Origin of the sequence: Corynebacterium sp. H113 (genome assembly GCF_037572315.1) — a bacterium.
Lineage (GTDB): Bacteria > Actinomycetota > Actinomycetes > Mycobacteriales > Mycobacteriaceae > Corynebacterium.
This window is the reverse complement of sequence record NZ_JBBHKZ010000002.1, coordinates 338654-355206: the sequence shown is the minus strand read 5'-3', so window position 1 is coordinate 355206 and position 16553 is coordinate 338654. Positions and strand designations below refer to the sequence as shown.

Sequence of the window (16553 nt, the reverse complement as noted above, 5' to 3'; positions counted from 1 at the left end):
AAGATCGACTAATTCCGATTCCCGGCTATACCTTGCTGCATCGAATCCAACCCGGATCTGCGCCAGCACAAACCAAAACAGCCACTTCTCCACCAGAAACGGCACTGGATTTCTGTCCAGACCACACTCGTCGTTTCCTAGCCGGGACGATTAGCCACGCCATCGATGTTGCAGCGGGGCGTCGTCGTATAGACGTCCTTCATAAGCTCGCGCTATCGCGCACAGTTCGGGCGAGCTTTCTCACTCGAGCCCGTGCAGGAACACTAAAAGGTGCCACACTGAAGTCATTTCGCCCCGAACCACGGCCATGCGGAACGCGAATAAACTTCGTGGGCACCTTCACAAACGGGACGCAGATCCGCGCCCTCGCCGGTCGCGCATCACAACATCGCGACGGCTGGGTCGTGGACTTCCTCCGCCTTATTTAAGTCGGCTTAAGAGCGACGTGCATTGCGCTCGGCTTGACGACGCTGCGCGCGGTTGCCACTCGCAGCGTTGTCGTCAGCTCGCTGCTGCTCAGCAGCACCGTCTTCACCTGGACCGGAATAAGTAATCTGCTGAGGCTCAGGCTGTGCCGCCTCGAGCTCGGAGACAATCTCTTCAGTATCCTCTGGTGTCGATTCTGGCTGCATAACCTGCTTACGAACGAGGAAGAGCTGACGAACAGCTTCTTCCTTGATGCCGTCCATCATGGCCGTAAACATGTCGTAGCCTTCACGCTGGTATTCCACCAATGGATCAGCCTGAGCCATGGCACGCAGACCAATGCCTTCCTTCAGGTAGTCCATTTCGTACAGGTGCTCACGCCACTTCTGGTCCATCACGTTCAAGATGGTGAAACGCTCGAGGTTACGCATTTGCTGTGCACCGCCGATAGTGGATACAGCATCTTCCAGCTTGTCGTACTCCTGGTTGGCATCAGTATTGACAGCCTTAGCCAGGTCCTTCGCAGAAAGGTCACCGGCCTTGCCGTATTCCGAACCGTCGACAAGCGAGTTCCAGGTCATGGTTGGGCCGTAGAGAGACTCGAGTGCGTTCCAGAGCTCGTCGAGATCCCAGTCTTCCACGTAGCCGTCGGCGGTTGCACCGTCAACGTATGCCTCGATCACGTCGTCCAGCATGTCGCGAACCTGCTGCTGCAGATCTTCGCCTTCGAGAATGCGACGGCGCTCAGCGTAGATAACCTTGCGCTGCTCGTTCATAACTTCGTCATACTTCAGAACGTTCTTACGGATCTCGAAGTTCTGGGCCTCGACCTGCGCCTGAACGCTCTTAATGGAGTTGGAGACAACCTTCGAGTCGATAGGAACATCGTCCGGAACATTCAACGTGTTCATCAGAGCTTCCATACGCTGGCCGTTGAAGCGAACCATCAGCTCATCGCGCATCGACAAGTAGAAGCGAGTCTCGCCTGGGTCACCCTGACGACCGGAACGACCACGCAGCTGGTTATCAATACGACGAGACTCGTGGCGCTCGGTACCCAGTACGTACAGACCGCCGACTTCGCGGACCTGCTCAGCTTCTGCCTTCGCTGCCGTACGGCACTTCTCGATCTCGATATCCCACGCAGCTTCGTACTCTTCCGGCGTATTCACCGGATCCAAACCACGACCGCGCAGGTTAATGTCGGCAATGATGTCTGGGTTACCACCCAGCACGATGTCAGTACCACGACCAGCCATGTTCGTTGCGACGGTCACAGCCTTCAAGCGGCCAGCCTCTGCAACGATCTCAGCTTCCTGTTCGTGGTGCTTTGCGTTCAGCACGTTGTGAGCAATGCCTTCACGCTGCAGCAGTTGCGACAAGTGCTCAGACATTTCCACAGAGGTGGTACCCACCAGGACTGGCTGGCCCTGTTCGTTGCACTCGCGAATGTCTTCCACAACAGCCGCAAACTTTGCTTCCTGAGTCTTGTAGATCAGGTCGCGCTGATCCTTACGCTGGTTCGGACGGTTTGGCGGAATCGCCATCACATTCAGCTTGTAAATCTGATGGAGCTCGGCCGCTTCGGTTTCAGCGGTACCGGTCATACCTGCCAGCTTGTCGTACAAGCGGAAATAGTTCTGCAGGGTAACCGTAGCCAGCGTCTGGTTTTCGTTCTTGATCTCGACGCGTTCCTTGGCCTCGATGGCCTGGTGCATACCTTCGTTGTAACGACGACCGTCCAGCACACGACCCGTGAACTCATCCACAATGAGAACCTCACCATTACGAACGATGTAGTCCTTATCGCGAGTGAACAGCTCCTTCGCCTTGACGGCGTTGTTCAGGTAGCTCACCAACTGCGAGTTCTCAGCGGCATAGAGATTCTCGATACCCAACTGATCCTCGACGTATGCCACGCCTTCTTCACGAATACCGACGGTGCGCTTGCGCTCGTCGACTTCGTAGTGAATATCCTTGCGCATTCCCGGAACGATCTGAGAAAACGCGAGGTACCAGCGTGGGTCGCCGTCAGCGGGACCCGAAATGATCAAGGGGGTACGCGCCTCGTCGATAAGAATCGAGTCAACTTCGTCCACAATTGCGAAGTGGTGGCCACGCTGCACCAGATCGTTCAGACTGTGCGCCATGTTGTCACGCAAATAATCGAAACCGAACTCATTGTTGGTGCCGTACGTGATGTCCGAGCCATATGCTTCACGACGCTGGTCCGGAGACAACTCCGACAAAATGACGTCGGTGGACAAACCCAAGAAACGGTGGACTCGACCCATCCACTCGGCGTCACGCTTAGCCAGGTAATCGTTCACGGTGACAACATGAACGCCCTTGCCTTCCAGCGCATTCAAGTACGCAGGAAGCACACAGGTCAGAGTCTTACCTTCACCAGTGCCCATCTCAGCTACGTTGCCGAAGTGCAATGCAGCACCGCCCATGACCTGGACTTTGTAGTGCTTCTGGCCTAGTACACGCCAGGATGCTTCGCGGGCAGTTGCAAAAGCGTCGTACAACAGGTCATCGAGCTTCTCGCCCTTCTCGATGCGCTGCTTGAACTCGTCAGTCTTCGCCCGCAATTCGTCATCACTGAGAGCTGCGTACTCGTCCTCCAAGGCCATGACGTTATCCGCGATGTTTTGTAGACGCTTAACCGCGCGTCCTTCACCGACTCGGAGCAACTTGCTGAGTGAAAACACTAGAGACGAGACCTTTCCGGCCGACGAACATGAACGTGGTGGTCAGGTAAGACCATCAAAAACCTCATTATAGGACGAAACCCGCACCCGAACTACGGGTGCGGGTCAATATCACTTTATTGCGTTACGCGTGTAGAGAATTTCTTACGCATCTTCCGAGAGTGCGATCAAACCGTAGTCGTATGCGTGACGACGGTAAACGACTGATGGAAGACCGGTTTCTTCGTTCACGAACAGGAAGAAATCGTGGCCAACGAGCTCCATTTCCGACAACGCTGCTTCGACAGACATTGGGGTTGCAGAGTGCTCCTTGGTACGAACAACCTTGCCCAGCTGAGACTCTGGAACCAGGTCCTCATATGGATCTGCCTTAGGCTCTTCCTGAGATGCCGATGCCTCATCTACCAGCGCAGCAGTTGCCTCGCCAACAGAAATTGGGGTGCGGTGACCAGAACGGCTGATCTTACGGCGAGCCTTAACCTTACGAAGGGAACGCTCCATCTTGCCCAGTGCAACTTCAAGAGCAGCGTAAAAGCTGTCTTCCTTTGCTTCTGCACGAGCCAAGTGGCCCTTACCGGTAGCGGTAATCTGGATACGGTCGGAACGGTCAGCTCGACGTGGGTTTGGCTCATGCTGGAGCTCTACGTGGAAAAACGTCAAAGTTGGATCAAGACGCTCGATCTTTGCCAGCTTCGACTTCACACGATCGGCAAAGTGCTCCGGAACCTCCACATTGCGCCCGGTAATTGTTACCTGAGCGTTCGGGCTGAGGACCTCGTTGTTGTCAGCAGGTGTCGACACTTGCTTCCTACCTCCCGGTACTGCCACCGCCCTTCCGTGAGCGGGATTACTCACGGCGTCTACGGTGATGGGTCTAACTACACTTTCCAGGATACAGACGTGGCTACCCCCACGGCGAAGAGACCCCAGAGACTTTAGATATCTCTCAGGTTAAGCCTGCGTAAACGACAGAACGAGACTAGTCCTAATTCCCATTGAGGCGAGTACGAGTACCGATTCCGCTACAGTCGCGCCCGTCGTAATAACATCATCAACGAGAACGATCTGGCTTCGACCTGCATTTTCTCCAGCACTTCTCGATAGTTCTTTTACCTCGGGCACAATTTTTCCAGACAAGTTCTGTCGACGAGTTCGTGCCGACAGTCCGGCAGAATCTTTCGCTTCTTCGCGCGTTCTTAAGACTGGAGACACGAAGATCTGGTCGTTTTTGTCGGTTCTTCTGCCACCGTGGAGAGTTCCCCCAGACCGCTTCAGATAGCTCGCCGCATATTCACAAACCTGGGTGATGGGGTCACCCCCGCGTCGTCGTGAAGCTGAACGCCTCGTCGGAGCAGGAACCAAAAGGAGTGGCTGCACAGCGGGGTGAGCCAGCTGTCCGTGAGCAATCAAATGCGCAAGGGAGGCACCGATGACGGAGCCAATGGTTTCGCGAGCAATGACATCGCGGTGCTCTTTGGCTGCCAACACCAACGCCTGGCGAACTCCGCCATACGGACCGCACGCCCACGTCGGCGCTGCAACCGCCACCCGTGGCGTGATCTGCTGCGGTACCGTGCGCAATTCCTGCTGGCACTGCAGGCACAACTTTCCGGGCGATCCACAGCCCGGACATGATTCCGGAATGGCTAGCTCAGCGAAATCACGGATCATGTCCCATGCAGACTCAACTTGACGACGCTCCCCCACGCGCGACAACCCTATTCCACGGAAACTGGGGCCATTCTGCCCACACCGCCTGGGACCGCACGCCAGAACTGTTCCTCGCCTTCGCTAGCAATGAGTTCCATCAACGCATTGGAGTCCAGTGCATATAGCTTTGACGACGATGCAGTGACGACTGTGACAGGCGGACTGAGGTTCAGTCGTGGCAACACGGAGGTCGTGGCACCGTCTGGATAGAGTCGCCACATCGGAGTTTCTGTGTCGAACGCACCCACCGTGATGGACGAGTTCGGGGTCCACGCCAACGTAACCGGTGTGGCGCCTTCCACCAACGGCAACAGTCGTGGATGCACCAGTTTCCATGGTGAAGAGTCGCTACGTTCAATCGTTGCCGTATAGATTTTTCCGTCCACGATCATTGCGACTTGTGTTCCGGATGGGTCAACCCGAAGCTCAGAAATACCCTGCCCCTGGGAACCTAAAATCCCTTGAATACCGGCTGTATCGATCTCTTCAGCTACTGGGCGCGATGCGGACTCTGACTGCACGAGTCGGACTACCTTCGTGCCGTCCACGGCTGTCCACACAGCAGAAGCATCTGGTGACCACGATGGACGCGTCAAACTCTTGCCCGTCAGCACAGGCGCTGGTTTATCGTCTGGCAAACCGAGCAGAAGGGTCGAACGCCCTTCCCCTTCCTGGTCGCTTCGAGCGACGGCGGCGATGATTTCGTTGCCATTGACATCAACGCCAATGCCGGCGGAGGTAAAGAAGTTACTGCCGGTTGAAGCCCACTCATTGCCAATCGGCTGAGCTTGCCCGTTCACAATTTCTTGGATGCCCGTCGTATCAACAGTCCGTAATGGTGCGCGATCCGCGGGGCTTACGGTTGGATCGTACAGACGCAGCTCGTCGCTATCTCTTGTCCACGGGGCTACGTGACTGTTCAGTAGCGGTTGATCATCAGCCATCATTGTCCACGGCCCACGAACATCTGCGCTGGAGAGCGTCCACACGATCTGCGCAGCCAAGAGAGTCCGCAATGTGTCATCAACATCGCCCAGGCCTGAAATTGAAACGACCTGGCCTGGACCATCGTCGCCTTCGACCACTTCGATGCGCGCACTCGGTGGCAACACTGAAGTTACGCCAGGAGCGTATCGGCTACGAGGGCCCATTCGCAGCTTGTCGAGTAGTTCCTTCGCTGCATCATCGACGCCTCGGTAAATCCACCTACGATCTGCTACTAGCTGGTTGCCTGATGGGTCAATGAAGTACAGGTTTCGTGGAGCATTATTGTCCAAGAATTCTTGTCGTTCGATTAGAACAACGTTGGACAACTTGTCGATCCGCCATTGTCCGTCGTTTCCCCGTTCCAGCACCATTTCAGATTCATATGCGTCACCGCTTGGTTCGAAAGCACCATTAGCGCCGAAAACGCCAACGAGATTTCCGCGAATACTGAATGACTGGGAGGCCGTCGCCAGGTTTCCTTCGCTTGGCGGTGCCCCGGAGATGATATTAATTCCATCAAGAATGCGGGCGACAGGATCTGGGCGCCATTGCTTGTTGGCTTCCGTCGTCAAGAACTCGCGAGCTGCGGCGTAATTGTCGGTTGGGTGTGCTAGTGCCGAATAGAAGTCGCGCAAGATCAGATCAGGGGCGACATCGCGTCGAGGTCGCGGAATATCAATATCCACAGCCGGCGCATCAAAACCGCGAACAACCTGTGGTGACGACGACCCCGGCAGCGTGGTGCAACCACTCAAGCCGATGAGTATTGCAGCCATGGATGCGGCAACAGTACGACGAGAAAACGAGTGTGCCCGGCTACTGACTTCAGTCACGGTCGCTGTCCTTCCTGTCGATCTGCGAGAGGCTCGATGCCAGCGGCGGGTTCTGTAGTGCTGACGACATCGCTGATTTTGACGCCCTTCTCCTGAGACTTAGCCGCCAGGCTCGACACGGTCGGTGGTGGCTCAATGGCATCGGACTGTACTGGTTCGCCGGGTACATGCAAAGGCAACGGAGCATCGCCCAATTCGGTGCCCTGCTGCACTGGCACCATCAATCGGAAACAACTGCCAATGCCAGGCGCGCCGTGAGCTTCCAGGCGACCACCATGTAGCTGGGCATCTTCACGAGCAATTGCCAAGCCCAAGCCAGTGCCACCAGTGCGCCGGACGCGCGATGGATCCGCACGCCAGAAACGGTTAAATACCAGTTCTTCCTGTTCTGGCTTCAAACCAACGCCATGGTCAGTGACGGTGAAGGCGACTGTCGAGCCATTTGAACGCACTGCGACATCGACAGGGTTTCCTTCACTATGGTCAATTGCATTTGCCATGAGATTTCGGATAACCCGCTCCACGCGGCGTGCGTCGACGTGAGCCGGAACGGGCTCGTCTGGCATGTCAAAGCGAACAGCAGTGCCCGATTCCAAGGCCACAACTTGTAGCTGCTGATAGGCGGACTCGACACAGCGTCGCACATCGATATTCTCAGCAGACAGGTCAGCGACACCGGCGTCGTGGCGGGAAATCTCAAGGAGATCTGCAAGCAGCATCTCAAATCGATCGAGCTCATCGATCATCAATTCGGACGCGCGACGCGTTGATGGGTCAAGCTCGTCAGCACTGTCTGCGATCATGTCGGCAGCCATGCGCACCGTTGTAAGAGGAGTACGCAGTTCGTGGGACACATCGGAGGTGAACTGGCGTTGCAGGTCGCCGTACTCCTCCAACTGACGAATTTGCAGAGACAGCGACTCGGCCATCTTGTTGAAGCTCACGGCCAGCCGAGCCATCTCATCTTCGCCTTCTACAGCCATGCGTTCACGCAAGTGTCCCGCGGCGAATCGCTCCGCGATGCGGGCGGCTTGTCTCACCGGTGTGGTCACCTGGTTAGCAAAAAACCACGAAATACCGACCAGAAGCATGGTGACAACAACCGTTGCCCCCAGGAAGAGCCCCCGAACTAGCGCCAGAGTGGATTCTTCCGACACCATAGGCATGACTAGATACAGCTCAAGACCATCGATTTCCGACGATGTCGGTGTGCCAATGATCAACGCAGAGTAGCTCGTACCATTTGGTGATTCGATGGTGCTGTATTGATACGCAATCTGGTCTTGCTTCACCACATTGCGCAGTGGCTCCGGAATCTTGGCATCGGTTGGAGATGACGCAATTTCATCGCCATGTCCGGTAGGTGCAATCAAGACAGGTTCGTAAACCGTCAATGCACCCTTATCTGCTGCTGCAGATCGCTCGGCCAGCGCTTCCCTACCCAAGTTGAGTTGCGCTTGTAGCTCATTGGTTGAAGCGGACTCAATGCTTTGCTCCACGACGACTCGTGCCCGGTCGATCTCTTCACTGGCGACAGAGGACTTCGCATCGAGCAGTCGCTGAGCGACGATAGACACCAGTGCAAAGCCCAAAATGCCAATGACCAACACGGAAACGGCCATGACGGACGTGACAACGCGCATCTGAATCGAGGTGCGCCACAACTCCACACCTCGGGAAATCAGCCACGCCAGCCGATCCTTTAGACGTGAGAAAAAGCTCTTGGTCGAATACCTCAACCAATCTCCTTATCGGTAGCTAACGGTAGCGATGGCCACCTTCAGCGTCCGGTAATTAATCGCCGGTCTTGTATCCAACGCCTCGCACCGTCAGGACGATGCGTGGGTTCTCTGGATCCTTCTCAATCTTCGAACGCAGACGCTGGACATGGACGTTCACCAATCGTGTATCAGACGAATGCTGATAGCCCCAGACCTTTTCCAACAGTTCTTCACGAGTGAACACCTGCTTCGGACGCTGCGCAAGAGCCAACAGCAAATCGAACTCGAGTGGCGTCAGCTGAATTTCCTCGCCATCCCGAGTAACAGCATGTCCCGGCACGTCGATGACCAAGTCACCGATCTCCAAGCTTTCACTTGGCTCGTCTTCCTTACGACGAAGACGGGCACGAACTCGCGCAACCAATTCTTTTGGTTTGAACGGCTTCGTCACATAGTCATCTGCACCAGATTCCAGACCCAACACCACGTCAACAGTGTCTGTCTTCGCTGTCAACATGATGATTGGCACCGCAGATGTTTCACGCACCGTGCGACATACATCCACTCCACCCATGCCAGGAAGCATCAAATCGAGCAGGATGAGATCTGGTTCTTCCTTACTTGCGGCGTTCACAGCAGATACTCCGTCGCCGACCACAACGGTGTCGAAACCCTCGCGTTCCAACACCATAGTCAACATTTCGGCAATTGCTGGATCGTCGTCCACAACAAGGATTTTTGGGCTCATATCTTCCATCTTAACGGTTGTCACAAATCGAATTAATCAGCTTTAACAATTTTTGGGGATCGCCATCACTGATATGCCATGGGGAACCCCATTCGCGGTTACTCAGTTCCACGTAGGCAGCTGCTGTACGTTCCTGCAGCGAGCTATCACGCTCATACACATCCCGCGTGCGACTTTCATCGACACCTTCGCGGAGCTGTGCACGCTTAGCCGCCACCTCAACTGGAGTGCCGAGATAAACCTGCACATCCGGTCGGGGCATGTCGTACTCGCCGAACTCTTTTTCCTCGATCCAGCGAACGATTCCTTCATCTCCAGTGCGCGCCCATGAATACGCAGCATTAGATGCCACATACCTATCGAGGATCACCACATCATGGGTGTCCATTGATTCAACGATTGCTTCACGACGCTGCCACCTATCCAATGCAAACAACAACGCCATCGCCCATGCTGATTCTGGGACGTCGCCAAGCTTGCCGTGCAACGCGTCATCTGCAAGGTCAGCGAAGATGGTCTGCCCGTATGCCGGGAACCCCATCCGCGCTACAGTGACACCAGCAGCGGACAACTGCTTTTCGACGGCCGTTACCAAGGTGTTCTTGCCGGCACCGTCAATACCTTCGACGGCAATGATGATGGCGGACATTAGTAGCGGTAGTGCTCAGGCTTGTAGGGGCCTTCAACATCGACACCGATGTATTCAGCCTGTTCCTTCGACAGCTTGGTCAACGAACCACCGAGCGCCTCGACGTGGATGCGAGCGACCTTCTCGTCGAGAATCTTTGGCAACCGGTGCACAGAATTGTCGTAGCTGTCACCGTTGGTGAACAACTCGATCTGTGCGATCGTCTGGTCTGCAAAAGACGTGGACATCACGAACGATGGGTGGCCCGTTGCGTTGCCGAGGTTCAGCAGACGGCCTTCAGACAGCACGATCAACGAACGATTCTCGCCATCAGCATGTGGGAACACATATTCCGTGACCTGTGGCTTGATTTCGACGCGAGTGACATCATCGCGGTGATGCAGGCTGTGCATGTCAATTTCATTATCGAAGTGACCGATATTGCCCAGTACTGCATGGTCCTTCATCATCTGCATGTGCTCGTAGGTGATGATTCCCATGTTGCCCGTGGAGGTGATGACAATATCCATGTCAGCAATAACGTCCTCCACCGTGACGACGGAGTATCCGTCCATCAAAGCCTGCAGAGCATTAATTGGGTCTACTTCGGTGACCTGAACGCGTGCGCCCTGCCCGTCCAAAGCTTCAGCGCAGCCCTTGCCAACATCGCCGTAACCGCAGACCAGAACATTCTTGCCACCGAGCAGCATGTCGGTGCCTCGGTTGAGACCATCGATGAGGCTGTGGCGAGTACCGTACTTGTTGTCGAACTTTGACTTCGTGACAGCATCGTTGACATTCATCGCCGGGAATGGCAGCACGCCTTCCTCAGCGAAGTGGTACAGACGATGAACACCAGTGGTGGTCTCCTCCGTAACACCCTTAACCGCATCGGCGATGCGGTGCCAACGCTGATTGTCCTTCTCCAGGCTGGTCTCGAGCATCTTCTTGAAGGCAACAAACTCGTCAGAGTCCTCGGCATCCACAGGTGGAACCAGGCCTGCTGCTTCCCACTCCTTGCCTCGAATAACGGCCATGGTGGCGTCGCCGCCGTCGTCAAGGATCATGTTTGGCAGCTCGGAACCCCAATCGAAGATGCGATCCAGGCACCACCAGTACTCGTCTAGAGTCTCGCCCTTCCACGCGAATACCGGAACGCCCTGTGGGTTCTCAGAAGTGCCATTCTTACCGACGACGACCGCAGCCGCAGCTTCATCCTGCGTGGAGTAGATGTTGCACGATGCCCAGCGAACGTCAGCACCCAAGGCGACGAGCGTCTCAATGAGAACCGCAGTCTGCACCGTCATATGGATAGAGCCAGCGATACGAGCTCCAGCCAGTGGCTGCTCTTCTTTGTATTCTTCCCGCAGAGCCATCAGCCCTGGCATCTCCTTCTCCGCCAAACGAATCTGGTGGCGACCAGACTCGGCTAGAGAAAGATCAGCGACTTTGTAGTCAGTTACTGGCTGGGTATTCGACTGGGTCATGTTTCCTTATTTCAGGTTCAGGATTTTAGGTTCAGGTTCGGGAGTGGATGAATCGAGGAAGTTTCTTCGCGTCTTAACAGTAGGGTTACTCCACCGCTTCAGCGAAATCCTCCAAGGCCGCCTGCTCGTCTTCTGGGAGCTCTTTCACAAGGTTCTCGAAAACCTCCGCCGCAGCAGCAGAGAGCGCTTCCGTGGATTCGCCGATGCCATCACGGATGAAGCCGTAGTCATCAACAACATCGTGGCGGGCAAAAGGTGCGCCACTCCAGATTGCCGCTACCACTGCTGCAGCAAGCCCAGTTAGAACTTCGTCTTCACTAGCGCCGTCACCAATTGCAATCTGACATGCATCTAACAATGCATCCGCTCGGTCATCGGTATCCAACGAATCAACATCATCGAACAAATCGATGGTCGCGTCGTTTGAAAAGATCTCAGAATCCCAAATGGACATGGTCTTTGCTCCCCATTTCAATCCGTACAAAGTCGCTCACGGTACTGCCATCTTTGTAGCACCTTTTGCGCTGTTCATGGCAGTTGAACTCCGAGACACTGAAAACCTATTTGTTTTGTAGAGCTACCGCATTGGTAACAATTGTGTTAAGTTGTTCCGCAGCGTCGTAATACAACCGTTACCAAGGCGGTTATTGCGTTATTATTTCTCACGCATCTGGCACCTACGGCTGTCAAGGAGGGACAAAGGTCATGCGAGCTCGAACTACTGGGCTGGGGATCGTAGCGGTACTTGCACTTTGTATTTCCGGCTGTGCTGATACCGAAACCGCTGTTCTCGGCGATGCGGATATCTCTGCAGATTCGAGTTCGCAGAATCTTCCAGTCACCGATGATGACAAGGAAATTCTAGACAACCTCCCGTCCAGCACCAGCAATTCATCTGGCAATTCCGACCGGGGCAACGGGATCAACGGCAATGATCCATACTTGCCACCACGCGCGGTTGTCCCAGTAACCCCGAACACTGGCTCCGCTGGAAAGACCGATCCAGGTACTCTGCTGCCACCGTCGTCAGGCAATCCGCAGGCCCCAAAGCCAACCCGCCCGGTTCCAGTCCTGCCACCAAGCAACTCTGACACGGCCCCCGTCGATATTTCGACTGAGGATTCGCAGCCGTCCCCTGGAACGTCGTCGAATAATCAGACTTCAGCGGACTCCGAAACTACGACGAGCCCAACGGATAGTGGCACTGGTGGTACCGGTGGCACTTCGACTGCGGAACCAACTCCGGCAGAAGAAACGCCAACCTCTGAAGAGCCAGGAGCTGTTGCACCGATTTGGAATCGTATCCCAGACAACCCGTGGAAGGCTCCTAATCAGGAGAACGTTTCTCCGGCACCTGATACTAACGACGAAACCTCGGCACCAACGGAGCCAACTACTCCTCCGGAAACTGAGACCACGTCTCCAGAGACTCCAGCAACAGGAACGACGGACGGCGAAATCTCGCAACCATTCCCAATGTCTCCAAAATGGCCAATCTGGGGTAAGTAGAACGTACCGCCTATCGCGAGTGCGGCTCAGACTTGCAGCCAAAAAGGGGTCCACAGCATTACCGCTGTGGCCCCCCTTCTCTATTGACTGTGCTTACTACGTCGCGGTCCTGCTAGACGGGCACGGAAACGACGAATACCTGTGCACCATCTGTGCTATCGGCACGAACAACTCGGTCGGTCTCACGGGCATCGCTCCACGACGCAGCCCCGCGCGCCAAAGCTACCTGACCTGCAGAAGACTCCACGACCGCCTTACCGTGAGTGACCAGCATGATCGCTGCGCCCTCAATGTCGAGCTCAGCGGTCTGCCCCGCACCCAATTCATACGTGTGTAGCTGGAACTCCGTAGCCGGAGTTTCATAACGCCGACTCTCACCATCAACGATTGGTCGCACAACTGGATCAGGTGATGGCACGAAGCTCAGCACCCGAAGAAGTTCCACGACATCAACATGCTTCGATGTCAGCCCGCCACGCAACACGTTGTCAGAGTTCGCCATTACTTCGATGCCCAGACCCGACAAGTAGGCATGCAGCTTCCCTGCCCCCATATAAATGGCCTCGCCTGGCTGCAAATTAATACGATTCAGCAGCAAAGATCCAAGTACTCCTGGATCATGTGGATAGCGTTCGGCAATTGCCACCGTTGTTGCAGCAACCTGCGCGACCCATGGTTCTACTAAGTCGGGATGCTCAACGATGTCAGCACACCTGTTCTGCACGGCGTCGACAAGCCCTTCCAACACATGCTGAGGAAGCGTCAACCACGTCGTGAACAACGCACGCAACGCCTCCGCATCATTGTCACCGTCGAGCATCACTGTGTAATGCTCCAAGCCAGGTACATCGAGCTGAGCAAACAACTCCCTGGTCTTTGCGACAGGGCGGAAACCCGCCAACGCATCAAACTCTGTCAGCGCCACGATGAGTTCTGGCTTATGATTGTCATCCCGATAGTTGCGGTGCGGCGCCGTCGCGGGGATTCCTTCGGCATTCTCGCGAACAAATCCCTCTTGAGCTTGCTCCAAGGTCGGATGCGCCTGAAGAGACAAGGGCTCCTCAGCTGCGAGGATCTTGACCAAGAAGGGCAATTCACCGTTATGCACATCTGCCCCGTGCGCTAAGGCAGCGACGGGGTCCTCAGCGATGACTTCACTGAGGGGAGCACCCGCCACCGTTGACGACGACAGTGGATGCGCGCCAAACCACGCTTCCGCCCACGGCCGCTGGGTAGGGGTAGCTTCTCCCATGAGCTCCGCGATCATTGTGCGAGAGCCCCATGGATATGACTGCACGACAGCGTCGATGCGCTCCATTCGGACGCTACTCCTCCTCCATTGGTACATACGCTGCAATAGCAGCGACTCGAACCGCCGTCACACATACGTCGACCAGCGGATGTCGAGTTTCCACCTCTTCTGCCGGGCAAATCACCCGTGCCCAATCGGCATCTTCCAGCCGCGAGCGCAGTCCAGCCACGTTGGCTGGAGAGGCGACAACAATTGCTCCCAACGGTAGCACTTGAGAGGCAGAATCTGAGTCATCGAGTAGCGGGTCAAAGAAAATATCGTGGGTATGCGAATTTCGTACAGCCAACAGTTGCGGGACAGCACGCATCAAATCTGGGAATGCAGTACCGTGCGAAGGCGTTCCCGAGTCTAGCATCCACGCCGCGCCCAATTCGGCGATTGCCCGCCATACATCGCCCTCACCAGCAAGAACTACGGCACGGTTACGTATCCATGAGGCTATTTGACGAGCCGGATTCACCGTCAAATCCCGCTCCGGAGCGCACGCAATCGAATCTGCATCGACGGCATCTGCAACTTCATCGAGAACAGCTGCGGGCGCGAGATCTGTAACCCCGGCAGCTGTCAGCGCACTCATCGTGGCCCCTAAATAGCCACAGAACGAACCACGCACACTCATGGCCGGACGGGGAACCAGAATTGCGCTTGACGACGCTGCCGCCCGTACCGGCCCATCGCCCGGGTCGACGACAACCGTCTGAGCACCACGGCGAGTAGCCTCTGCGACCACGTCAGCTGCTGGGTCACCCGGGTCGTCGACAAGCACGATAACCAAGTCCAGTGCACCCACAAAGTGTGGAAGACCCCGAGCAATAGTGATTGGGGCACGCGCGTCTGTAGTCAAAGCGATTACTGCCTCAGCAGCCAGGCGCGCACGCGACTCGCCTGCAATAAGAATGACGCTGCGTGGCAGCTCAAGCGACGAGAAGACTCCGCTGGATGCTGCCGATGCCGCAGCCCGCAAATTTGGCCCTTCGGCAGCAGCCATCAAGAGGAGGTCAGTAGTTTCCATACCCCAAGCATGCCTGAAAAATAACCGGCGCTGGGAAACTAGTTAGCAACCAATGAAGCTCCGTAGGATTTAACCGCGGATGATGCCCAGAACTTCCTCAACAATGGCATCAACTTCATCCTTTGTTGGTGCCTCGACGTTGAGACGCAACAGTGGCTCCGTATTGGATGCTCGAACATTGAACCATGCAGCAGAGTTTTCCACGCCGATGGTCAAGCCGTCGAGCCAATCATGAGCACGAGTACGGGTGGCGAACTTCTCCGAAATCTCGCTCTGCTTTGCAGCCTGCTCCGCTGCAGAACCAAGACGAGAGTTAATCTCACCGGACTGCTCATATCGGTTGAACTCGGCCATGAATTCGCTCAGAGGCTTATCCTGCTCAGCCAATGCTGCCAGCACGTGCATGGCTGCGAGCATGCCGGAGTCTGCGTTCCAGAACTCACGGAAGTAATAGTGCGCAGAGTGTTCGCCGCCGAAGACGGCGCTGGTTTCGGCCATCATCGCCTTGATAAACGAGTGACCGACTCGAGTGCGCACTGGAATGCCACCGGCTTCAGTAATCATTTCTGGCACAACCGCAGACGTAATGAGGTTATGGATAATTGTCGCGCCTGGCTCCTCTTCCAAGTAGCGCGTGGCGATGAGCGCACAAATTGCAGACGGGCTTACTGGATTGCCCTTCTCGTCGACAACAAAGCAACGGTCTGCGTCACCATCGAAGGCGATACCAATATCAGCGCCCTGATCCACAGTGAACTTCTGCAGATCAACCAAGTTTGCTGGCTCGAGAGGATTTGCTTCGTGGTTAGGGAACGTTCCGTCCAACTCGAAATACAACGGACGGACATCACAGACATCCCCCAGTACGGCAGGAACAGTGTGACCGCCCATGCCATTGCCGGCATCGACCGCGACTACGAGACGACGTCCCGCGGACAAGTCGACCAGTCCTTGTAGGAATGAGGCATATTCTGCCAAGCTCTCACGTTCAGAAATGGCACCCTTGTCACCGTCGAAGGCCGGGATACCGTCGACAAGCATGTCTTTGATGCTTGCCAGACCTGTGTCCTGGCCAATAGGTCGTGCACCGGAACGGCACATCTTGATGCCGTTGTACTGTGCAGGATTGTGGCTGGCCGTAAACATGGCACCCGGGCAGTCAAACGTACCTGCCGCCCAATAGAGTTGATCGGTCGCAGTCAAGCCCAGCATGACTACCGACAGGCCCTGCTCGGAAGCCCCCTTCGCAAAGGCGCGGGATAGCGCAGGAGATGAGTCACGCATGTCATGGCCGACAACAACCTGCGTTGCTCCCTCATCGCGCATGAGCACACCGAATGCGGCTCCGATGTCCTGCACTAGGCTCTCGTCGATTTCCTCACCGACGACACCACGCACATCGTATGCCTTAATGAACTTGTCGAGATCTTCTCGGATGTACTTCCCCACGACGATCCTCTTTCACG

The 16553-nt window shown here is 55.7% G+C and carries 13 protein-coding genes; 1 reads left to right on the top strand and 12 read right to left on the bottom strand.

The window, feature by feature from the left end; translation table 11 throughout:
• Positions 1–434 precede the first annotated feature (434 nt).
• The 9 genes from secA to WG938_RS02790 form a co-directional block, all read right to left on the bottom strand.
• Positions 435–3140, bottom strand: coding sequence for a preprotein translocase subunit SecA (gene secA / locus WG938_RS02830; RefSeq protein ID WP_339977321.1), 2706 nt, complete (start codon positions 3138–3140; stop codon positions 435–437).
• 144 nt (positions 3141–3284) lie between these two features.
• Positions 3285–3941, bottom strand: coding sequence for a ribosome hibernation-promoting factor, HPF/YfiA family (gene hpf, locus WG938_RS02825; RefSeq protein ID WP_339977319.1), 657 nt, complete (start codon positions 3939–3941; stop codon positions 3285–3287).
• Positions 3942–4091: 150 nt separating this feature from the next.
• On the bottom strand, positions 4092–4847 hold the full coding sequence (locus WG938_RS02820) for a ComF family protein (RefSeq protein WP_339977317.1): 756 nt from the start codon (positions 4845–4847) through the stop codon (positions 4092–4094).
• Positions 4848–4858: 11 nt separating this feature from the next.
• Complete coding sequence (locus WG938_RS02815; protein WP_339977315.1) at positions 4859–6670, bottom strand: LpqB family beta-propeller domain-containing protein; 1812 nt, start codon at positions 6668–6670, stop codon at positions 4859–4861.
• On the bottom strand, positions 6667–8355 hold the full coding sequence (gene mtrB / locus WG938_RS02810; protein ID WP_339978759.1) for an MtrAB system histidine kinase MtrB: 1689 nt from the start codon (positions 8353–8355) through the stop codon (positions 6667–6669). The genes WG938_RS02815 and mtrB overlap by 4 nt, the downstream gene beginning before the upstream one ends.
• A gap of 109 nt (positions 8356–8464) precedes the next feature.
• A complete protein-coding gene (mtrA, locus tag WG938_RS02805; protein WP_339977313.1) occupies positions 8465–9139 on the bottom strand; it encodes an MtrAB system response regulator MtrA in 675 nt (224 codons plus the stop codon).
• 10 nt (positions 9140–9149) lie between these two features.
• On the bottom strand, positions 9150–9788 hold the full coding sequence (locus tag WG938_RS02800) for a dTMP kinase (protein ID WP_339977311.1): 639 nt from the start codon (positions 9786–9788) through the stop codon (positions 9150–9152).
• Positions 9788–11254 carry an adenosylhomocysteinase gene (gene ahcY / locus WG938_RS02795; protein WP_339977309.1) on the bottom strand — a complete coding sequence of 489 codons (1467 nt, stop codon included), beginning with the start codon at positions 11252–11254 and terminating at the stop codon, positions 9788–9790. The genes WG938_RS02800 and ahcY overlap by 1 nt, the downstream gene beginning before the upstream one ends.
• Positions 11255–11339: 85 nt before the next feature.
• Positions 11340–11708 carry a DUF4259 domain-containing protein gene (locus WG938_RS02790; protein ID WP_339977307.1) on the bottom strand — a complete coding sequence of 123 codons (369 nt, stop codon included), beginning with the start codon at positions 11706–11708 and terminating at the stop codon, positions 11340–11342.
• A 251-nt stretch (positions 11709–11959) separates the two neighbouring features.
• Here WG938_RS02790 and WG938_RS02785 point away from each other — a divergent pair, with 251 nt between their 5' ends.
• Positions 11960–12763 (top strand): hypothetical protein, encoded by an 804-nt coding sequence (locus WG938_RS02785; protein ID WP_339977305.1) that lies wholly within the window; start codon positions 11960–11962, stop codon positions 12761–12763.
• 112 nt (positions 12764–12875) lie between these two features.
• Here WG938_RS02785 and manA read toward each other — a convergent pair whose 3' ends face one another.
• The 3 genes from manA to WG938_RS02770 form a co-directional block, all read right to left on the bottom strand.
• Entirely contained in the window at positions 12876–14081 is a 1206-nt protein-coding gene (gene manA, locus WG938_RS02780; protein ID WP_339977303.1) for a mannose-6-phosphate isomerase, class I, read from the bottom strand.
• A gap of 7 nt (positions 14082–14088) precedes the next feature.
• On the bottom strand, positions 14089–15087 hold the full coding sequence (locus tag WG938_RS02775) for a hypothetical protein (RefSeq protein ID WP_339977301.1): 999 nt from the start codon (positions 15085–15087) through the stop codon (positions 14089–14091).
• 69 nt (positions 15088–15156) lie between these two features.
• Positions 15157–16536 carry a phosphomannomutase/phosphoglucomutase gene (locus WG938_RS02770; RefSeq protein WP_339977299.1) on the bottom strand — a complete coding sequence of 460 codons (1380 nt, stop codon included), beginning with the start codon at positions 16534–16536 and terminating at the stop codon, positions 15157–15159.
• Between the last annotated feature and the right edge of the window lie 17 nt (positions 16537–16553).